This window comes from Pseudomonas sp. D4002, assembly GCF_013385665.1.
Taxonomy (GTDB): domain Bacteria; phylum Pseudomonadota; class Gammaproteobacteria; order Pseudomonadales; family Pseudomonadaceae; genus Aquipseudomonas.
Map to the genome: position 1 here is coordinate 282,921 of NZ_JACAPN010000021.1, position 20,181 is coordinate 303,101.

Sequence of the window (20,181 nt, forward strand, 5' to 3'; positions counted from 1 at the left end):
GTGTAGAGGGCAAAAGCGCCCGTTAGCTACCTCGTTTGTTCCTGTACTACAGCATCAGAGGCTCTATCTCGCATAACAATTTCCCGTCTGTCCGACAAAGCAGGAATTGCCTGACACCTGCTGCCCTACCTGCATGATGGACAATCGGTAATTCTTTCCAGCGAATTTGTAATCATCCGTGAACAATTCTTTACCAAAGTTTGCTAGAACCCCGCAGCACCGGGATAATGCGCGCCATTCGGCGATTGCACCCTGTCCCGGTATTCGGGGCCAATGGCCGCACAAGGAAGCCCGCAGGGGCGGGATAACTTCTCAGTGATCAATTTCAACATCGCCCAATGGCGCGCCTGGGCTCCCGGGCTCGAAAGCGCGGACGACTGGCGCACCTGGTGCCGGCAGCCGACATTGCTCGCCCGCAGCGACGCGGCACCCGATGTGTCCTTCCTGCCGGCCATGCAGCGCCGGCGCCTGAGCCGCCTGGCGCGCATGGCCTTCAGTGTGGGCTGGCCCCTGGCCGAAGGCTTGCAACAGTTGCCATTGGTGTTTGTTTCCCGTCACGGCGAAACCCCACGCACCCTCGATATTCTCAGCGACCTGGCCAACGACGAGCCCCTGTCGCCGACCCAGTTCAGCCTGTCGGTGCATAACGCGGTGATTGGCCTGTGGTCGATCCTGCGCAATGAAACCAGTGAAATGACCGCCCTCGCCGCCGCCGGCGATGGCCTGGAGCACGGCATGCTCGAAGCCGCTGCCCTGCTCAATGAAGGCGCACCGGCTGTATTGCTGATCATTACCGAGGAACAGCCCCCCGAAGCCTATGCGCGCTGGATCGAGGACGTGCCCTTCCCCTACGCCCTCGGCCTGCTGCTGACACCGGGCGACGAGTGGCAGCTGGAACTGAATACAGCCGCTGTCCAACCCACCACCAAAGCCCAGTGGCCCCACGCCCTGAACCTGCTGCGCACCCTGCTGAACGAAGAGGGCGCCTGCCAACATGCCTGGAAGAACCGAGTATGGAACTGGCAACGCAAGTCCTGACCGAAAAGCCTCGGAAGGCCTACTACTGGCGCCTGTTCGCCACTGCCACCGCCTTCGCCCTGTTTGGCCTCGGCGGCCTGTGCCTGCGTGTGCTGGTGTTTCCGCTGCTCAGTTGCCTGCCGGGTGATGCCACACAGCATCAGCGACGCGCCCGCCACACCATCAGCTGCCTGTTCTGGTTGTTTATCCGCATGATGACGCGCCTGGGCATCCTGACCTACAGCGTCGAAGGCGCGGAAAAGCTCGGCCGCCCGGGCCAGATGATCATCGCCAACCACCCGTCGCTGGTGGACGTGGTGTTCCTGATCGCCCAGATGCGCCAGACCAACTGCGTGGTCAAGCAGAGCCTGTGGCAGAACCCGTTCACCCGTGGGCCGGTGCGCGACGCCGGTTACATCAGCAACGACGGCAGCGCCGACATGCTCGACGCCGCCGCCGATGCCCTGCGGGACGGCCAGACCCTGATCATTTTCCCGGAAGGCACCCGCACCTCACCGGGCCAGGCACCGACCTTTCATCGCGGCGCCGCCGCCATTGCCCTGCGCGGTGCGAGCATCATCACTCCGGTAGTGATCAAGGTCAGCCCCACCACCCTGACCAAGGCCGAACCCTGGTATCGCATCCCGAATCGCCGCTTTCACTTCAGTTTGCGCGTGGGTGCCGATATAGAACCACAGGCGTTTGCCGCACAAGGGCCCGCGCCCCAGGCATCACGCAAGCTCAACGATTACCTGCACCAGTATTTTATTAAGGAGCTCGCCGAAGATGAGCGACCAACACCGCCTTGAGCACGACATAAAAACGCTGATCATCGAGGCCCTGGGCCTGGAAGACATCAGCGAGAGCGACATCGGCAACGAGCAAACCCTGTTCGGCGAAGGCCTTGGCCTGGATTCAGTCGACGCCCTGGAATTGGGCCTGGCGATCCAGAAAAAGTACGGCATCAAGATCGATGCCGACGCCAAGGACACCCGCAATCACTTCACCAACGTGGCCAGCCTCGCGGCGTTCGTCACGGCCCGACAGGCAGCTTGAGACCGTACCATGCAAACTCGTGACGATATTTTCAACACCTTGCGCGACGCCCTGGTGGAACTGTTTGAACTGGAACCGGAACGCGTCACGCTCGACGCCAACCTGTACCAGGACCTGGAAATCGACAGCATTGATGCAGTGGACCTGATCGACCACATCAAGCGCCAGACCGGCAAGAAAATCGCCGCCGAAGAGTTCAAGGCCGTGCGTACCGTGAATGACGTGGTCGAGGCGGTCTACCGTCTGGTTCAACCGGCCGCATGAGCCGGCTGATCGGCCTTGGCCTGTTGCTGGCGGGGCTGCTGTACCCTTTTGCGGTGTATTACGGCACTGAGCATTTTGCCCCGTGGCAATTTGGCCTGCTGCTGGGCAGCCTGTGGCTGTTGCGCGCCCTGACCGGCGCCAGGCGCCCGGGCAGCCGCTGGATGGCGGCGGCGATCATTGTCTTTTGCCTGCTGCTCGCCTGGTTCGACAACCCGCAGATGCTGCGCTGGTACCCGAGCCTGGTCAGCGCCTTCATGCTGGCACTGTTCGGCCTGAGCCTGAAATACGGGCCGCCGATGGTCGAGCGCCTGGCGCGCATGAGCGAGCCGCAACTGCCCGAAGAAGCGATTGTGTATACCCGCCAGGTCACCGTGGTGTGGAGTGTATTTTTCCTGTGTAACGGCCTGCTCGCCGCCGCGCTCACCCTGTGGGCGCCGCTGAGCTGGTGGACGTTGTACAACGGCATGATCGCCTACGGGCTGATGGGGCTGTTGTTTGCCGTGGAATGGCTGGTACGACAAAGGGTTCGAGGCCGCGTATGAATTGGTTGAATCTTGAGCACTTGCTGCTTGAGCCTGTGGAGCAGCGTTTGGTGACCACCGAACCTGCCCTGGATCACCCACACCTGTGGGAGAAGTCCCTGAGCCTGGCCGCCGGGTTGCAAGCCCGGGGCATCCAGCGCCTGGCGGTGTACCTGGAAGATGCCGGCTTGCTGGCGATCGCCCTGCTGGGTGCGTGGCGCGCAGGCGTCAGCGTGTTGTTGCCCGCCGACCTGCAACCACAGACGCGCCAGCGCTGGGACGATGCCGTCGACGCCTGGCTGACCGAGGCCGGCGACCTGGACGCGCTGTATCAAGCGCCATCAAGCGCCGCAGCCCTGGACCTGGATGCCTGCTGCCTGAGCCTGTGCACCTCCGGCTCCAGCGGCGAACCCAAGCGCATCGACAAAACCCTGCGCCAGATGGCCAACGAGGTCCAGGCGCTGGAAACCCTGTGGGGCGCCGACCTGGGCGAGGCCTGCATCATCGGCAGCGTCGCCACCCAGCATATCTATGGCTTGCTGTTCCGGGTGCTGTGGCCGTTGTGTGCCGGGCGCACCTTTGTGCGCCAACAGTTGGCATTTCCCGAGGACTTGCAGCGCGCCAGCCGGGAGCATGCGCAATTTGCCTGGGTCGCCAGCCCGGCGCTCCTCAAGCGCATGGGTGACAACCTCGACTGGCCAGCGCTTACACCGGTCAAACGGGTGTTTTCCTCCGGCGGCGCCTTGCCCCTTGAAGCCGCCGGCAGCCTGCATCAGCGTTTGCAGCAATGGCCGACGGAAATCCTCGGCAGCTCGGAAACCGGCGGCATCGCCTGGCGCCAGGGCGAACAACCGTGGCAGCCGTTTGCCGACGTGCAACTGAGCCAGGACGCCGACGGCGCCTTGCGCATCGCCTCGCCATACTTGCCCGCCGGCCATGTCGAACAGACCGCCGACGCCGCCACCATCCACGCCGACGGCCGCTTCGAATTGCTCGGCCGCCTGGACCGCATCGTCAAGCTGGAAGAAAAACGCATCTCCCTGCCGATGCTGGAACAGGCGCTGATGGACCATGCCTGGGTCGCTGAAACGCGCCTGGGCGTGGTGCAGGAAAACCGCGCCTCCCTCGGCGCCCTCGTGGTGCTCAGCGCAGACGGCTTGCATGCCCTGCGTAACCAGGGCCGGCGCACCGTCACCCAAACCCTGCGCCAGCACTTGAGCCAACACTGCGAAGCCCTGGCCCTGCCCCGCCGCTGGCGCCTGTTGCGCCAATTGCCGCTGAACACCCAAGGCAAGCTGCCCCAGGCCGACGTCGAAGCCCTGCTGCTGGCACCGCGCCCGAAAGCCCCGGAAGTACTGGAACAAGTCGAAGCCAACGGTGAATGGACCCTGCAACTGGCGATCCCGCCGGACCTCGCCTACTTCAGCGGCCACTTCCCGCAAACCCCGGTGCTACCGGGTGTGGTGCAAGTGGATTGGGCGCTGAGCCTGGGCCAGCAACTGCTCAAGCTGCCGGGGCCGTTCGCCGGGATGGAGGTGCTCAAGTTCCAGCAACTGGTGCGCCCGGATGACCGGATCGAACTGCACCTGCGGTTCGACCAGGAGCGCGGCAAGTTGTACTTCGCCTACCGCAATGAGGCGGCCGCCTGCTCCAGTGGGCGGATCGTGCTGGAGAGGGTCAGTGATTAAGCTTTTGTGGCGAGGGAGCTTGCTCCCGCTGGAGTGCGCAGCGCTCCCAACCCAGGCACTGTGGTTTATCAGGCAAATCGGTGTCGCCTGTGTTGGGGCCGCTTCGCAGCCCAGCGGGAGCAAGCTCCCTCGCCACACGAAGTGCTTGTGCCAATGGGGTACCTGTTATGCATAAGCCCTGCGCCTTGATCCCGGTCTATAACCACGAAGCCGCCGTGCCCGCCGTGGTTCATAGCGTGCTGTCCAGCGGCCTGCCATGCCTGCTGGTAGACGACGGCAGCAGCGCCGCCTGCGCCGCCGTGCTGGCGCAACTGGCAACCCTCGACAACGTGTCCCTGCTGACCCTGCCCGCCAACCAGGGCAAAGGCGCCGCCGTCATGGCCGGCTTTCGCGAAGCCGCACGCCTGGGTTTCACCCACGCCCTGCAAGTGGACGCCGACGGCCAGCACGACCTGCGGGAAGTCGGTACCTTCCTCGACGCCTCCCGCGCCCACCCGAATGCGGTGATCTGCGGCTACCCGGAATACGACGACAGCGTGCCCAAGGGCCGCCTTTACGCGCGCTACCTGACCCACGTTTGGGTGTGGATCAACACCTTGTCGCTGCAGATCCGCGATTCCATGTGCGGCTTTCGCGTGTACCCACTGCCACCGACCCTGGCCTTGATGGACTCGGCCAACATCGGCAAACGCATGGATTTCGACTCCGACATCCTGGTGCGACTGGCCTGGCGCAACCAGCCGATGCGCTGGCTGCCGACCAAGGTCCACTACCCCGCCGACGGCCTGTCGCACTTTCGCCTGTTCCATGACAACGCGCTGATTTCCTCGATGCACACCCGGCTGTTCTTCGGCATGTTGGTGCGCGCGCCGATGATCCTCTGGCGCCGGTGGCAGGCATGAGCCAGGACACCAAGCACTGGGCCGACCGCGAGGAGCGTGGCAGCTTCTGGCTGATGAAATTCACCGCCTTCGCCGCCAAGGTCCTCGGGCGCCGGCTGCTGAGCCCGCTGCTCTACGGCATCGTTTTCTACTTCTTTCTGTTCGGCCGCACGGCCCGCCAAAGCGCCTGGCAATACCAGCAGCGCCTGGCCGACTGGAGCCGGCGCGACGACCTGCGCCCTACCCACAGAAGCGTCTTCGGCCAGTTCATGGCATTCGCCGACGCCCTGCTGGACAAGCTCGACGTATGGAACGGCAAGTTGCGCCTGGAGCAGATCGAAATCATCGACCCGGCCCAACTGCGCGGCCAGCTGCGCAGCGAACGCGGGCAGATGCTGGTGGGCGCGCACCTGGGCAATCTTGAGGTGTGCCGCGCCCTCGCCGAGCTTGGCGAAAAGGTCACCATGAACGTGCTGGTGCACACCAAGCACGCTGAACGTTTCAACCGGATTCTGGGCGAAGCCGGGGCGACCAATCTGCGCCTGATCCAGGTCAGCGAACTTGACCCGGCGGTGATGATGCTGCTCAGCCAGCGCCTCGACGACGGCGAGTGGCTGGCGATTGCCGGCGACCGCGTACCGCTGCATGGCGGGCGTACGGTGCGCGTGGATTTCCTCGGCCATGACGCCGCCTTCCCCCAAGGCCCGTGGCTGTTGGCCGGTTTGCTGAAATGCCCGGTCAACCTGCTGATGTGCTTGAAGCATCAAGGCCGTTATCGCCTGATCATCGAGCCGTTCGCCCGGTTGATCGAATGGAAACGCAGCGACCGCCAGCAGGTGATCGCACAATGGACCGCCCGCTACGCCGAGCGCCTGGGCCAGTTCTGCCTGGAAGCGCCCCAACAATGGTTCAACTTTTACCCTTTCTGGAAGACCGATGACGACGCATCTTGAGCCGGTAACCTTCGGCGAAATTCCCCTGCGCATCGAAGACGTGCTGGCCCTGGCCAACCGTCAGGCGCCGACTCAACTGCAAGCCGATGCCAAGTACCGCCAGCGCATCGCCAAGGGCGCGCAGTTCCTGGATTCGTTGCTGGACAAGGAAGGCGTGATCTACGGCGTGACCACCGGCTACGGCGACTCGTGCGTGGTGGCGGTGCCGCTGGAGCACGTCGAAGCACTGCCCCGCCACCTCTACACGTTCCACGGCTGCGGCCTGGGCAAGTTGCTGGATGCGCAAGCCACCCGCGCGGTGCTGGCGGCGCGGTTGCAGTCGCTGTGCCATGGCGTGTCGGGCGTGCGCGTGGAGTTGCTGGAGCGCCTGCACGCGTTCCTGGAATTCGACGTGCTGCCGCTGATTCCGGAAGAAGGCTCGGTAGGTGCCAGCGGTGACTTGACGCCGCTGTCCTACGTGGCCGCAACCTTGTCTGGTGAGCGCGAAGTGCTGTTCCGTGGCGAACGTCGCCAGGCGGCGGAGGTGCACCGCGAGCTGGGCTGGGACCCGCTGGTACTGCGCCCGAAAGAGGCCCTGGCACTGATGAACGGCACCGCCGTGATGACCGGCCTCGCCTGCCTGGCCTTCGCCCGCGCCGACTACCTGCTGCAACTGGCCACGCGCATCACCGCGCTGAACGTGGTGGCGCTGCAAGGCAATCCGGAGCATTTCGACGAGCGCCTGTTCGCCGCCAAGCCGCACCCGGGGCAGATGCAAGTCGCCGCCTGGCTGCGCAAGGATCTGGCGATTGACGCGCCGACCGCGCCGCTACATCGCCTGCAAGACCGTTACTCCCTGCGCTGCGCGCCCCACGTCCTGGGCGTGCTGGCCGACAGCCTGAACTGGTTGCGCTCGTTCATCGAGATCGAACTCAACAGCGCCAACGACAACCCGATCATCGACGCCGAAGAAGAACGCGTGCTGCACGGCGGCCACTTCTACGGCGGCCACATCGCGTTCGCCATGGACAGCCTCAAGACCCTGGTGGCCAACGTCGCCGACCTGCTGGACCGCCAGCTCGCGCTGCTGGTGGACGTGCGTTACAACCACGGCTTGCCGAGCAATTTGTCCGGTGCGCCAGCCGAGCGGGCGATGATCAACCACGGCTTCAAGGCCGTGCAGATCGGCACCAGCGCCTGGACCGCCGAAGCGCTGAAAAACACCATGCCGGCCAGCGTGTTCTCGCGCTCCACCGAGTGCCACAACCAGGACAAGGTGAGCATGGGCACCATCGCCGCCCGCGATGCGATTCGTGTGCTGGAACTGACCGAACAAGTCGCCGCCGCCACCTTGCTCGCCGCCAACCAGGGCGTATGGCTGCGGGCTCAGGCAGAAGACGCGCGCCCGCTGCCCCCGGCGCTGGCTGCCATGCACATCGAACTGGCCAAAGACTTCCCGCCGGTCATCGAAGACCGCGCCCTGGAAGGCGAACTGCGCCTGTGCCTGAAACGCATCGCCGAGCAACACTGGAGGCTGCATGCGTAGCCCCGGTGTGTTGCACTGCGACACTGAAATCCTCGTGCCGTTTTTCGACATCGACACCATGAACGTGGTGTGGCACGGGCACTACGTGAAGTACCTGGAAATCGCTCGCTGCGCCTTGCTGGACAAGCTCGGCCACAACTACACGGCTATGCTGCAAGCGGGCTACGCCTGGCCAGTGATCGACATGCAGCTGCGCTATGTGCGCGGTGCGACCTTCGGCCAGACCATCAACGTGCGCGCCAGCCTGGTGGAGTGGGAGAACCGCTTGAAGGTCAATTACCTGATCAGCGACAAGGCCACCGGTGAACGCCTGACCCGCGCCAGCACCGTGCAAGTGGCGGTGGAAATTGCCAGCCGCGAAATGCAGTTGGCGTCGCCAAAAATATTCACTGACGCCATAGAGAGAGCCTTGAAATGAGATTCCCTGTGGGAGCGGCGGTGCGACGATTCGACTTGCTCGCGAAAATCGTCAACGATAACGCAGGCCGCCTGACACCCCGTGGCGCCCTCAGGTTCTTCGCGAGCAAGTCGAATCGTCGCACCGCCGCTCCCACAGGAATCGCCTTCATTCTGTTGTTAAGCATTCCAGGCCTGGCCCATGCTTTCGACCTGCAACAACTCAGCGATCAGCTTGCAAAACCGTCGGTGATCCACGGCAACTTCATCCAGGAAAAACACCTGCGCGCGCTGCCGCAGCCGCTGACCAGCAAGGGCACGTTTGTCCTGGCCAAGGATCACGGCCTGCTGTGGCTGCTGAAAACCCCGCTGCAACAGGACTACCGCATCAGCGCCAACGGCATCGCCCGGCGTGACGCCAACGGCTGGCAATTGTTGCCGAACAAGAGCGCCGGCGCCGAGCAGAACCGTTTGTTCCTCGCCGTGTTACAGGGCGACAGCAGCGGCTTGCAGCGTGACTTCGAACTGCAGCTGCAAGGCGAAGCCCAGCAGTGGAAACTCACGTTGATCCCGCGCTCGCTGCTGCTCAAGCAGGTGTTCACCCAAATCAATATCGACGGCGGCGAACTGGTGCAGAAGATCGAGCTGCTGGAAACCCAGGGCGACAGCACCGTACTGCGCATGCAGGACAGCACCAGCAGCCAGCCCTTGAGCGACGCGGAGCAACACGACTTTGCCGAGTGAACGCTGGTTGCCGCGCCTGTTCCTGATCCTGCTGGTGGCCGTGTTGGCCCTGGCGGGCTGGCAATGGCGCCATGGCGCACCGCTGTCGGCGAACCTGATGGAACTGGTGCCCGGCACCGCGCCGGATGCGCTGGAGCTGCGCGCCGAACAGCGCATGCAGGAACCGCTGAACCGCGAAATGCTGGTGCTGGTGGGGCATGCCGACCGGCAAACAGCCGTGGCCATGGCGACGCAATTGGGCGAAGCCTGGCAAGCCAGCGGCCTGTTTGAAAAGGTCCAGTGGAACCTCCAAGCCGACCTGCCGGCCCTGCGTCAGCAGTTGCTGCAAGGCCGGCTGGCGATGCTCTCGGCCAAGGATCGCGAGCAACTGATCGACGAGCCCCAGGCGTTTATTCAGCAGCGGGTTCAGGCGCTGTTCGACCCGTTCACCGGCTTCAGCCTGGTGCCCAGCCAGGACGATTGGCTGGGCCTCACCGGGCGCATCCAGAACAGCCAGCCGCAACACGGTTCGGTGCAGCTGGATATCGGCAGCGGCGCGCTGATCGCCGATGCCGACGGCAAAAGCTGGGTACTGCTGCGGGCCCGCACCACCGGCAATGCCTTCGACATGAAACTGCCGCTGCAAGTGGCTGACCTGCTCAAGGCCAGCCGCGAGCAGGCCGACCAGCAAGGCGCGCAATTGCTCGCCGCCAGCGGCCTGCTGTATGCAGCCAATGGTCAGCAGCAGGCCACGCGGGAAATCACTTGGGTCGGCGGCGGCGCGACGGTAGGCATCCTGTTATTGCTGCTGCTTGCGTTCCGCCGCTGGCGGGTGTTGCTGGCGTTCGTGCCGGTGCTGGTGGGCATGCTGTTTGGTGCGGTGGCCTGTGTGGCGCTGTTCGGGCATATGCATGTGATCACGCTGGTGCTGGGCTCGAGCCTGATCGGCGTGGCGGTGGATTACCCGCTGCATTACCTGTCCAAGAGCTGGAGCATGAGCCCTTGGCGCAGTTGGCCGGCCTTGCGCCTGACCTTGCCGGGCCTGAGCCTGAGCCTGGCCACCAGTTGCATCGGTTACCTGGCCCTGGCGTGGACGCCGTTCCCGGCGCTGACGCAAATCGCGGTGTTCTCCGCTGCCGGTCTGGTGGGCGCTTACCTGTCGGCCGTGTGCCTGTTGCCGGCCTTGCTCAAAGGCGTCGAGCTGCGCCCGGCGCAATGGCCCCTGCGCATTGCCGAGTTCCTGCTGAGCGTGCGCGAGTCGCTGCTCAAGCGCCTGCCAAGCCCGGTGTTGCTGGTACTGGTGTTGGTGTTTTGCGCCGGTGGGCTGTGGCACCTGAACAGCAAAAACGATATCCGCCAGTGGATCGGTGCGCCACCGCAGTTGCTGCAGGAAGCCCAGGCCGTTGCGCGGATTACCGGGTTCCAGCCCACCAGCCAGTTCTTCCTGGTGCGGGCGGACAACCAGCAGCAGTTGCTGGAACGCCAGGCCGCGCTGAGCCAGCGCCTGGATCAGTTGGTGAACATGGACAAGCTCCAGGGTTACCTGGCGCTCAACCAGTTGGTCAGCGCGCCGGCGGAGCAACAGCAACTGCGTGAAGCCCTTAACCAGCTGCCGCAGTACTGGCAGCCATTGCTGGACCTCGGTGTGCCCGCCAGCGCGCTGCAAGCCGAGCTGGCCCAGTTGCAGGCCTTGCCCACCGAAGACATCGACGCAGCACTGGTCGGCCCGCTGGCCGAGCCGTGGCGCACGCTGTGGCTGGGGAATGTCGACGGTGGCGTGGCGGCGATGGTGAGCCTGCAAGGCTTGAACAACCCGGCCTTGCTGCGGGTACAGGCCCTGGATCTGCCCGGCGTGCAGTTGGTGGATCGCCTCGGCGACTTGAACCAGGTATTCGCTGCCACACAGATCAGCGCGGCGGAATTGAAATTGATGTCCTGCGTGTTGATCGTACTGCTGCTGATCCTGCCGTTCGGCTTCGGCGGTGCCTTGCGCATCGTCGCCCTGCCGTTACTGGCGGCGCTGTGCAGCCTGGCCAGCCTGGGTTGGCTGGGGCAGCCGTTGACGTTGTTCAGCCTGTTCGGCCTGCTGCTGGTGACCGCCATCAGCGTCGACTACGCGATCCTGATGCGTGAACAAATTGGCGGCGCCGCCGTGAGCCTGTTGGGCACACTGTTGGCGGCCGTGACTACCTGGCTATCGTTCGGCCTGCTGGCTATTTCCAGCACACCGGCGGTGAGTAATTTTGGGCTGTCGGTGAGCCTGGGGCTGGCGTTCAGCTTCATGCTGGCGCCGTGGGCCAGCCCGTCCGGGACAAGGAAGATGAGATGAGCAGCCAATACCTGAGTAAAAACTACGTCGAAGAAACCAAATTCGGCTTCTGGTTCCTGCGCAGCCACACCTGGCAGCACCATGTGCTGCGCGTGGCCATCAACGACCTGCGCAGCCTGTTCAGCGACCCGCTGCCGGTTGCCCCGGTGCTGCTGGACGCTGGTTGCGGCCAGGGCAAGTCGTTCCAGTACCTGCAGCAGGTGTTCGCCCCCGACCGCCTGATCGGCCTCGACGCCGACCCCCACAGCCTCGACCTGAGCCGCGCCGAAGCCGCGCGCCAGGGCATCGCCATCGAGTTGATCGGCAGCGACTGCGCGACCCTCGACGTGGCCGACGCCAGTGTCGACGTGCTGTTCTGTCACCAGACCTTCCATCATCTGGTGGAACAGCATCGCGCCCTGAAAGAGTTCTATCGGGTGCTCAAGCCAGGCGGCTACCTGCTGTTTGCCGAATCCACCGAGGCCTATATCGACACTTGGGTAATCCGCTGGCTGTTTCGTCACCCGATGCATGTGCAGAAAAGCGCCGAGGAGTACCTTGAGATGATTCGCGAGCAGGGCTTTGAGTTCGGCCCGCAGAACGTCTCGTACCCGTACCTGTGGTGGAGCCGCGCCACCGATTTCGGCCTGCTTGAGCGCTGGGGCCTGCGCCAGCCAAAACCGGCCGGCCAGCGCGAAGAAACCTTGGTCAACGTGGTTGCCCGTAAACCTCTGGCGAGCACTGAAACATGATCCGAATGCTGTTGATCGGTTGCCTGTTGCTGCTGAGTGCCTGCGCCAGCCAGCCGCCGTTGCCGTCGAAAAACCCGGTGCTGAGCCTGCCGTTGCAACTGCATGTGCAGCGCGAACAGGATGGCCAACGCCAGGACTGGTTGCTGGTGATGCAGCGCGAAGGCGGCGGGATTCGCTGGTCGATGATGGACCCGCTGGGCATTCCCCAGGCTCGGCAGATGCTGATCAATGGCGCCTGGCAGGCCGACGGTCTGCTGCCGCCCAATCCCCAGGCGCGTGAACTGTTTGCCGCGCTGTTGTTCGCCCTGACCTCGGCGGATGAAGTTTCCAGGCTGTACCCCGGGACCCAGGAAATGGACCTGATCCGCACCCTGCCGTCCCACTGGAAGATCACCTATCACTCCTCCCTGGTGTTTCGCGTGGACGTGATCGGGCAACACCTGACCTACCACATCTCGCCGCTTGGGGCTGCCCGATGAGCGCCTACCTCAATGCCCTCGGCGTGATCTGCGCCCTGGGCCGCGACAAGCGCGAAGTCAGCCGCAGCCTGTTTGCCGGCGACTGCTCCGGCATGCGCGCCGAAAGCGGCTGGGTGCCGGAGCGTGTGTTGCCGGTGGCCGCTGTGCACGGTGAACTGGCGGCGATACCGCCCGGGCTGGAATCCCATCGCAGCCGCAATAACCAGTTGCTGTTGGAAGCCGCGTTGCAGATTGACGACGAGATCCGGCAAGCGATCCAAACGTTCGGCGCGTCGCGCATTGGCATCGTGCTCGGCACCAGCACCTCGGGCATCGATGAAGCCAGCCGTGGCATCGCCCACTATCTGCGGGAAAACCAGTTCCCCGCCGACTACGACTATCAGCAACAGGCGCTTGGCGCCCCGGCCGATTTCCTCGCCGACTGGCTGCAACTGAGCGGCCCGGCCTACGTGATTTCCACCGCCTGCACCTCCAGCGCACGAGCGCTGATGAGTGCCCAACGCCTGTTGGACCTGGGCGTGTGCGATGCGGTGATCTGCGGTGGCGTCGACACGCTGTGCAAGCTGACCCTCAATGGTTTTTCGTCGCTGGAGGCGGTTTCGGCAGAGCGCTGCAATCCGTTTTCGCTGAACCGCAACGGCATCAATATCGGCGAAGCCGCCGTGTTGTTCCTGATGAGCAAAACCCCGGCGCCGGTCGCACTGCTGGGCAGTGGTGCCAGTTGCGACGCCCACCATATTTCCGCCCCCGAGCCTACCGGCAAGGGTGCGTTGCAAGCGATGCGCAAGGCCCTGGCCAGCGCACAACTGGCGCCCGGACAAATCGGTTACCTGAACCTGCACGGCACCGCTACCCAACATAACGATGCCATGGAAAGCCTGGCGGTCGCGGCCCTGTTCCCGGACGGCGTAGCCTGCTCCTCGACCAAACCCATGACCGGCCACACCCTGGGCGCCGCCGGCGCGCTGGAAGCGGCGTTCTGCTGGCTGAGCCTGGCAGAAGGCATAGTGCCGCCGCATGTCTGGGATGGCCAGGCGGACCCCGACCTGCCCGTACTGAAGTGGGCGTCGCCCGGCGACGCCCTGGAAAAACGCTGCCTGATGAGCAACTCGTTTGCCTTCGGCGGCAACAACGTCAGCCTGATTATCGGAGACGCCCCATGACTGATTGGCCGCTCGCCGAACTGCTGCCCCACGCCGGTGACATGATCCTGATCGATCAGGTCTTGAGCTTTGATGAAGAACAGATCCAGACCCGCCTGACGGTCAAGCCCGGCGGTCTTTTCAACCGCGCCGATGGCAGCCTGCCCGCGTGGGTCGGCATTGAGTTGATGGCGCAAAGCGTCGCGGCCTACGCCGGTTGCCGCGCGCGCCAGAAAGGTGAAGCCGTGGAGTTGGGCTTCCTGCTGGGCACGCGCAAGTTCGAGTGCAACGTCGAGCACTTTCCCGCAGGCACCGAGCTGACCATCCACGGCCTGCGCTCCCTGGAAGACGACAACGGCATGGGTGTGTTCGAATGCCACCTCACCGGTCACGGCATCCAGGCCAGCGCGCGCTTGAACGTATTTCGACCGCCCCAGGCGGCCAACTATTTAGATGAATCGAAGGACACCACGCCATGACTGAATCCGTATTGGTGACCGGCTCCAGCCGTGGCATCGGCCGCGCTATCGCTGTGCGCCTGGCCCAGGCCGGGCACGACATCGTGCTGCATTGCCGCAGCGGGCGTGCCGAGGCGGATGCGGTGCAGGTCGAAATCGAAGCGCTGGGGCGCAAGGCCCGGGTGTTGCAATTCGATGTGGCGGACCGCGCCAGCTGCAAGGAGATCCTTGAAGCCGACGTGGAAGCCCATGGCGCGTATTACGGCGTGGTGCTCAATGCGGGCCTGACGCGCGACGGCGCGTTTCCAGCGCTGTCGGAAGACGATTGGGACGTGGTGATGCGCACCAACCTCGACGGTTTCTACAACGTGCTGCACCCGGTGATGATGCCGATGATTCGTCGTCGCGCCGCCGGGCGGATCGTGTGCATCACCTCGGTATCCGGGCTGATCGGCAACCGCGGCCAGGTCAACTACAGCGCGTCCAAGGCCGGCCTGATCGGCGCCGCCAAGGCCCTGGCCATCGAGCTGGGCAAGCGCAAGATCACCGTCAACTGCGTGGCCCCCGGGCTGATCGACACCGCGATGCTCGATGAAAACGTACCGGTGGAAGAGCTGATGAAAATGATCCCGGCCCAGCGCATGGGCACGCCGGAAGAAGTCGCCGGGGCGGTGAATTTCCTGATGTCGGCAGAAGCCGGCTACATCACCCGCCAAGTGCTGGCCGTGAATGGAGGCCTGTGCTGATGAAACGCGTGGTGGTCACCGGCATGGCCGGCGTTACGTCCCTGGGCAGCGATTGGGCAACCATCGCCGCCAACTTCCGCGCCAACCGCAGCGGCATCCGGCGCATGGATGAGTGGGACCGTTTCACCGAACTGAACACACGGCTGGCCGGGCCGATCGATGATTTCGTGGTACCCGCCCACTGGACCCGCAAGCAACTGCGCAGCATGGGCCGGGTTTCCCGGCTGGCGGTATGGGCGGCGGAGCAGGCGCTCAAAGACGCCGGCTTGCTGGGCGACGAGTCGATCAAGGACGGGCGCATGGGCGTGGCCTGTGGCTCGTCCACCGGCAGCACCGACGAGATCAAGGCCTTCGGCAATATGCTGCTGAACTCGGTGGCCGAGGGGCTGAACGCCAACTCCTACGTGCGGATGATGCCCCACACCACGGCAGCGAATATCAGCATTTTCTTCGGCCTCACCGGCCGGCTGATCCCCACCTCCAGCGCGTGCACCAGCGGCAGCCAGGGCATCGGCTACGCCTATGAGGCCATCAAGTTCGGCCGCCTGCCGCTGATGTTGGCAGGTGGCGCCGAAGAGCTGTGCCCTACCGAAGCCATGGTGTTCGATGCGCTGTACGCCACCAGCCTGAAAAACGATGCACCACAAACCAGCCCGCGCCCCTACGACAGTGGCCGCGACGGCCTGGTGATCGGCGAAGGCGGCGGCATCCTGGTACTCGAAGAGCTGGAACATGCACTGGCCCGTGGCGCGCATATCCACGCCGAAATCGTCGGCTTCGGCAGCAACGCCGACGGCCAGCACACCACCCGCCCGGAACAGGCCACCATGCGCCGCGCCATGGAACTGGCATTGGAAGATGCGGGGCTTGCGCCCGACGCGATCGGCTATGTGAACGGCCATGGCACCGCCACCGACCAGGGCGACATCGCCGAAACCCTGGCCACCAGCAGCCTGTTCGGCGGCCGCATGCCCATCAGTTCGCAGAAGAGTTTCCTTGGGCATACCCTGGGCGCATGCGGCGCGCTGGAGTCGTGGTTCAGCATCGAGATGATGAACCGCAACCAATACGTGCACACCTTCAACCTCGACGAAGTCGACCCGCGCTGCGGCGAGCTGGACTACCTGCAAGGTGAGTTCCGCGAGCTGCACAGCGACTACGTGATGAACAACAATTTTGCCTTTGGCGGCGTCAACACTTCGCTGATTTTCCGCCGCTGGGTCTAAGTTTTTTTACTGACTGGAGAAATGGAATGTCTTCCCTGCTACGCGCAACACTGGTCGCTTTGGCCCTGCTCACCACCGCTGGCTGCACCAACAAACCGGTGCTCAACACCCAGCACGACTTGCCGGCGAACCCGCAGGTCAACGAAGAAAAAATGAAGCAGACCATTATCGCGGCCTTGAACAAACGCCAATGGGTGGTGCAGCGCCTGAGCCCGCAACTGGTGCAGGCCGAGATCAACGTGCGCAACCAGTTCCACGCTGAAATCGACATCCGCTACACCGCCACCAGCTACGCCATCACCTACCGCGACAGCCGCGACCTGGGCTACAAGGACGGCAAGATTCACCGCAACTACAACCGCTGGGTGAGCATGCTGGACCGTGACATCCTGGCGGCGTTGCGCACCAATGGTGTGAGTGACACGGCGCAGTTGCTCCAGCAGACCGGGACGTCGAAGCAGAACTGAAACACCCGCTTCCCTGTGGCGAGGGAGCTTGCTCCCGTTGGGGCGCGAAGCGCCCCTGAAACCTGCGATTGAAGGTTGCCTGGTAAAACTCAGTCGTCGGGTTTCGGGGCTGCTGCGCAGCCCAGCGGGAGCAAGCTCCCTCGCCACAGGTTATGCGTCGGTCATACCAATGCCTTACGGGTCAGCAACTCGACAAACGCCTTGGCCATCGGCGTCTGCTGGCCCTTGCGCTGCACCAGCCACACCGCCGTCACCGCCTCCTGATCCAGTAACGTGCGATACACCACGCCATCAATGCGGATCCGCTGATACGACGCCGGTAACACCGAGACACCCAACCCCGCCGCCACCAGGCCAATGATGGTCATTGCCTCCCCGGCCTCCTGGGCGAAATGCGGGCTGAAGCCGGCATCACGCGCCAGGCTCATCAATTGGGCATACAACCCGCTGCCGTAAGTCCGCGGGAAAAACACAAACGGTTCTTCGGCCAATTGCGCCAGGTGCAAACCCCGCTCGCTGCCTTCCACCAACGGATGCCCGGCGTTCAGCACGGCCACCAAGGGCTCGCGCATCAGTTCCACGACGCTCAGGGAATCGGGCAACGGCAACGGTCGCATCAACCCCACCTGAATCGACTCATCCAGCAGCGACTCGGCCACCTCCGTGCTGCTCATCTCCTGCAGATTCAAATGCACCGCCGGGAATGCCTGGCGAAACGCGAAGATCGCCTGTGGGATGCTGGAGTTGAACGGCGCAGAAGAGGTGAAGCCAATCTTCAACTCCCCCAGTTCCCCCAGCTGCGCCCGACGCGCCACGTCCGCCGCTTTATCCACCTGCGCCAGCACCAACCGCGCCTCTTGCAGGAACAACCTGCCGGCCTCGCTCAGCTCGACCCGACGATTGGTACGCTCAAACAACCGCGCACCTATCTCCTGCTCCAGCGCCTGGATCTGCTGGCTCAGGGGCGGCTGGGAGATCCCCAGCACCTGCGCGGCGCGGCCAAAATGCAGCTCTTCAGCCACGGCGATGAAGTAACGCAGGTGGCGCAGTTCCATGAAAACCTCATTAGGTCGTAAAAGCTCTTAAACAGGTCGAACAATATATTGGAAAGAATCAATAGGGAGCTATATTCTTTTTTGCATTGCCAGCCCTGGCAGCCTTTCCTCCCCGAGGTCCCGCGTGAAATCTGCTGTCGCTCCGCTTGCTCAAGAAGTACCGCCCACCGCCCTCGATGAAGTGGTGGCACAGCTCAACGAGCAGTACATCGAAAAAGGCACCCCGATGTTCATGCGCACGGTGCTGGCGCTGTTCTCCGGCGGTTTCGCCACTTTCGCCCTGCTCTACTGCGTACAGCCGATGATGCCGGCGCTGTCCCACGAATTTTCCATCAATGCCGCGCAAAGCAGCCTGATTCTCTCGGTGGCCACCGGCATGCTCGCCATTGGCCTGCTGATCACCGGGCCGATTTCCGACACCCTGGGGCGCAAGCCGGTGATGGTTGCCGCACTGTTCTGCGCCGCGTTGTGCACCATCGCCAGCGGCCTGATGCCAAGCTGGGAAGGCATCCTGCTGATGCGTGCATTGGTGGGCCTGTCCCTCAGCGGCCTGGCAGCGGTGGCCATGACCTACCTGAGTGAAGAGATCCACCCGCAACACATCGGCCTGGCCATGGGCCTGTATATCGGCGGTAACGCCATTGGCGGCATGAGCGGCCGCTTGATCATCGGTGTGCTGATCGACTTCGTCAGCTGGCACACGGCGATGCTGATCATCGGCGCCCTGGCGCTGATCGCAGCCACGGTGTTCTGGAAGATCCTCCCCGAATCGCGCAACTTCCGCGCCAGCACCCTGCACCCGCGCAGCCTGGTGGACGGCTTCACCATGCACTTCAAGGACGCCGGCCTGCCGTGGCTGTTCCTCGAAGCCTTCGTGCTGATGGGCGCCTTTGTGACGATGTTCAACTACATCGGCTACCGCTTGCTGGCGGACCCGTACGATTTGAGCCAGGCCGTGGTAGGCCTGCTGTCGCTGGTCTACCTCTCGGGTATCTACAGCTCGGCGAAAATCGGCTCCCTGGCCGACCGCCTGGGCCGTCGCCGCGTGCTGTGGGGCACCATCGTGCTGATGCTCGGCGGTATCGCCCTGACGCTGTTTACCCCGCTGTGGCTGGTAGTGCCCGGCATGCTGATCTTCACCTTCGGCTTCTTCGGCGCCCACTCGGTGGCCAGCAGCTGGATCGGCCGCCGCGCGCTGAAAGCCAAGGGCCAGGCGTCGTCGCTGTACCTGTTCAGTTACTACGTGGGGTCGAGTATTGCGGGGACGGCGGGCGGGTTTTTCTGGCACTACGCCGGGTGGAACGGGATTGGCGGGTTTATCGTCGCGCTGTTGATCGTCGCGTTGCTGGTGGCGTTGAAGCTGGCGAAGTTGCCGCCGTTGCAGGAAGCCAAGGCTTAACCAGCGCTTACAAAAAAGCCCGGCATCTGCCGGGCTTTTTCATTGCCGCGCGATCACTCGTGATACTGCGCCGACAACTCGTGCACCGCCCGCAGGAACGCGCCTGCGTGCTCCGGATCAACTTCCGGAGTGATGCCATGGCCGAGGTTGAATACGTGACCGCTGCCTTTGCCGTAGCTGGCGAGGATGCGGCCCACTTCAGTACGGATGGCTTCCGGCTTGGCGTACAGCACGGTCGGGTCCATGTTGCCTTGCAGCGCAACCTTGTTGCCCACGCGGCGACGGGCTTCGCCGAGGTCGCAGGTCCAGTCCAGGCCCAGCGCGTCGGCGCCGGCGTCGGCGATGCTTTCCAGCCACAGGCCGCCGCCCTTGGTGAACATGATCACCGGCACTTTGCGGCCTTCGTGTTCGCGGATCAGGCCGCTGACGATCTTGCGCATGTAGGCCAGGGAGAACTCCTGGTACGCCGCCGCCGACAGGTTGCCACCCCAGGTGTCGAAGATCTGCACCGCCTGGGCGCCGGCCATGATCTGGCCGTTGAGGTAGGAGGTGACCGACTGCGCCAGCTTGTCCAGCAGCAGGTGCATGGCTTGCGGGTTGTCGTAGAGCATGGCCTTGGTCTTGCGGAAGTCTTTCGACGAGCCGCCTTCGACCATGTAGGTGGCCAGGGTCCACGGGCTGCCGGAGAAGCCGATCAGCGGCACGCGGCCATTCAGCTCGCGGCGGATGGTGCTGACCGCATCCATGACGTAGCCCAGGTCCTTGTGGGGATCGGGGATCGGCAGGGCTTCGATGTCGGCCAGGGTGCTGACGACTTTCTTGAAACGCGGGCCTTCGCCGGTTTCGAAGTACAGGCCCTGGCCCATCGCATCAGGGATGGTCAGGATATCGGAGAACAGGATGGCCGCATCCAGCTGTGGATAGCGGTCCAGCGGTTGCATGGTGACTTCGCAGGCGAACTCCGGGTTCATGCACAGGCTCATGAAGTCGCCGGCGTGGGCGCGACTGGCGCGGTATTCCGGCAGGTAGCGACCGGCCTGGCGCATCATCCACACAGGGGTGACGTCCACGGGTTGCTTGAGCAGGGCACGAAGGAAACGGTCGTTCTTGAGGGCAGTCATGTCG

The 20,181-nt window shown here is 63.9% G+C and carries 22 protein-coding genes; 20 read left to right on the plus strand and 2 right to left on the minus strand.

All coding sequences use genetic code 11. The features are described from left to right. The first annotated feature begins 315 nt into the window (after positions 1 to 315). The 19 genes from HX824_RS16320 to HX824_RS16410 all read left to right on the plus strand — a co-directional run bounded on the left by HX824_RS16320 (position 316) and on the right by HX824_RS16410 (position 16,602). Complete coding sequence (locus HX824_RS16320) at positions 316 to 1,038, plus strand: beta-ketoacyl synthase chain length factor (protein WP_177049099.1); 723 nt, start codon at positions 316 to 318, stop codon at positions 1,036 to 1,038. Continuing rightward, positions 1,014 to 1,826 carry a 1-acyl-sn-glycerol-3-phosphate acyltransferase gene (locus HX824_RS16325; RefSeq protein WP_177054804.1) on the plus strand — a complete coding sequence of 271 codons (813 nt, stop codon included), beginning with the start codon at positions 1,014 to 1,016 and terminating at the stop codon, positions 1,824 to 1,826. Before HX824_RS16320 ends, HX824_RS16325 begins: the two co-directional genes overlap by 25 nt. Beyond that, positions 1,804 to 2,073 (plus strand): phosphopantetheine-binding protein, encoded by a 270-nt coding sequence (locus tag HX824_RS16330; protein WP_008439197.1) that lies wholly within the window; start codon positions 1,804 to 1,806, stop codon positions 2,071 to 2,073. The genes HX824_RS16325 and HX824_RS16330 overlap by 23 nt, the downstream gene beginning before the upstream one ends. Before the next feature lie 9 nt (positions 2,074 to 2,082). Next, entirely contained in the window at positions 2,083 to 2,337 is a 255-nt protein-coding gene (locus tag HX824_RS16335; RefSeq protein WP_003209389.1) for an acyl carrier protein, read from the plus strand. Next, entirely contained in the window at positions 2,334 to 2,879 is a 546-nt protein-coding gene (locus HX824_RS16340) for a membrane protein (protein WP_008439202.1), read from the plus strand. Before HX824_RS16335 ends, HX824_RS16340 begins: the two co-directional genes overlap by 4 nt. Then, positions 2,876 to 4,546, plus strand: a complete 1,671-nt coding sequence (locus HX824_RS16345) for an acyl-CoA synthetase family protein (RefSeq protein ID WP_177054805.1) — start codon at positions 2,876 to 2,878, stop codon at positions 4,544 to 4,546. Before HX824_RS16340 ends, HX824_RS16345 begins: the two co-directional genes overlap by 4 nt. A 167-nt stretch (positions 4,547 to 4,713) precedes the next feature. Further along, positions 4,714 to 5,448 carry a glycosyltransferase family 2 protein gene (locus HX824_RS16350; protein WP_177054806.1) on the plus strand — a complete coding sequence of 245 codons (735 nt, stop codon included), beginning with the start codon at positions 4,714 to 4,716 and terminating at the stop codon, positions 5,446 to 5,448. Further along, complete coding sequence (locus HX824_RS16355) at positions 5,445 to 6,380, plus strand: glycosyl transferase (RefSeq protein ID WP_003209381.1); 936 nt, start codon at positions 5,445 to 5,447, stop codon at positions 6,378 to 6,380. The genes HX824_RS16350 and HX824_RS16355 overlap by 4 nt, the downstream gene beginning before the upstream one ends. Beyond that, on the plus strand, positions 6,364 to 7,905 hold the full coding sequence (gene hutH, locus HX824_RS16360; RefSeq protein ID WP_177008294.1) for a histidine ammonia-lyase: 1,542 nt from the start codon (positions 6,364 to 6,366) through the stop codon (positions 7,903 to 7,905). Before HX824_RS16355 ends, hutH begins: the two co-directional genes overlap by 17 nt. Beyond that, on the plus strand, positions 7,898 to 8,323 hold the full coding sequence (locus tag HX824_RS16365) for a thioesterase family protein (protein ID WP_177028670.1): 426 nt from the start codon (positions 7,898 to 7,900) through the stop codon (positions 8,321 to 8,323). Before hutH ends, HX824_RS16365 begins: the two co-directional genes overlap by 8 nt. After that, positions 8,320 to 9,045, plus strand: coding sequence for an outer membrane lipoprotein carrier protein LolA (locus HX824_RS16370; protein WP_177054807.1), 726 nt, complete (start codon positions 8,320 to 8,322; stop codon positions 9,043 to 9,045). Before HX824_RS16365 ends, HX824_RS16370 begins: the two co-directional genes overlap by 4 nt. Continuing rightward, positions 9,035 to 11,353: an MMPL family transporter gene (locus HX824_RS16375; protein ID WP_177054808.1), complete on the plus strand. Its 2,319-nt coding sequence runs from the start codon at positions 9,035 to 9,037 to the stop codon at positions 11,351 to 11,353. Before HX824_RS16370 ends, HX824_RS16375 begins: the two co-directional genes overlap by 11 nt. Further along, positions 11,350 to 12,084, plus strand: a complete 735-nt coding sequence (locus HX824_RS16380) for a class I SAM-dependent methyltransferase (protein ID WP_102604302.1) — start codon at positions 11,350 to 11,352, stop codon at positions 12,082 to 12,084. Before HX824_RS16375 ends, HX824_RS16380 begins: the two co-directional genes overlap by 4 nt. Next, positions 12,081 to 12,563: a hypothetical protein gene (locus HX824_RS16385; RefSeq protein ID WP_173883011.1), complete on the plus strand. Its 483-nt coding sequence runs from the start codon at positions 12,081 to 12,083 to the stop codon at positions 12,561 to 12,563. Before HX824_RS16380 ends, HX824_RS16385 begins: the two co-directional genes overlap by 4 nt. Then, the gene (locus HX824_RS16390; RefSeq protein ID WP_102604304.1) at positions 12,560 to 13,726 is read left to right on the plus strand and encodes a beta-ketoacyl-[acyl-carrier-protein] synthase family protein; all 1,167 of its coding nucleotides are present in this window, start codon (positions 12,560 to 12,562) and stop codon (positions 13,724 to 13,726) included. The genes HX824_RS16385 and HX824_RS16390 overlap by 4 nt, the downstream gene beginning before the upstream one ends. Further along, positions 13,723 to 14,184, plus strand: coding sequence for a hotdog family protein (locus HX824_RS16395; RefSeq protein WP_102604305.1), 462 nt, complete (start codon positions 13,723 to 13,725; stop codon positions 14,182 to 14,184). The genes HX824_RS16390 and HX824_RS16395 overlap by 4 nt, the downstream gene beginning before the upstream one ends. Continuing rightward, positions 14,181 to 14,909: a 3-oxoacyl-ACP reductase FabG gene (gene fabG / locus HX824_RS16400; RefSeq protein WP_087692521.1), complete on the plus strand. Its 729-nt coding sequence runs from the start codon at positions 14,181 to 14,183 to the stop codon at positions 14,907 to 14,909. The genes HX824_RS16395 and fabG overlap by 4 nt, the downstream gene beginning before the upstream one ends. Then, positions 14,909 to 16,135 carry a beta-ketoacyl-ACP synthase gene (locus HX824_RS16405; RefSeq protein ID WP_177054809.1) on the plus strand — a complete coding sequence of 409 codons (1,227 nt, stop codon included), beginning with the start codon at positions 14,909 to 14,911 and terminating at the stop codon, positions 16,133 to 16,135. Before fabG ends, HX824_RS16405 begins: the two co-directional genes overlap by 1 nt. A gap of 26 nt (positions 16,136 to 16,161) precedes the next feature. Then, complete coding sequence (locus HX824_RS16410; protein WP_003209360.1) at positions 16,162 to 16,602, plus strand: hypothetical protein; 441 nt, start codon at positions 16,162 to 16,164, stop codon at positions 16,600 to 16,602. A 161-nt stretch (positions 16,603 to 16,763) separates the two neighbouring features. On the opposite strand, the gene HX824_RS16415 is transcribed toward HX824_RS16410, so the two are convergent. Beyond that, complete coding sequence (locus HX824_RS16415; RefSeq protein ID WP_177054810.1) at positions 16,764 to 17,657, minus strand: LysR family transcriptional regulator; 894 nt, start codon at positions 17,655 to 17,657, stop codon at positions 16,764 to 16,766. 181 nt (positions 17,658 to 17,838) lie between these two features. Between HX824_RS16415 and HX824_RS16420 the strand changes: the two genes are divergently transcribed. Beyond that, positions 17,839 to 19,056, plus strand: coding sequence for an MFS transporter (locus tag HX824_RS16420; protein WP_371132458.1), 1,218 nt, complete (start codon positions 17,839 to 17,841; stop codon positions 19,054 to 19,056). A 53-nt stretch (positions 19,057 to 19,109) separates the two neighbouring features. Here HX824_RS16420 and hemE read toward each other — a convergent pair whose 3' ends face one another. Continuing rightward, on the minus strand, positions 19,110 to 20,177 hold the full coding sequence (gene hemE, locus HX824_RS16425; RefSeq protein ID WP_087692524.1) for a uroporphyrinogen decarboxylase: 1,068 nt from the start codon (positions 20,175 to 20,177) through the stop codon (positions 19,110 to 19,112). Positions 20,178 to 20,181 lie beyond the last annotated feature (4 nt).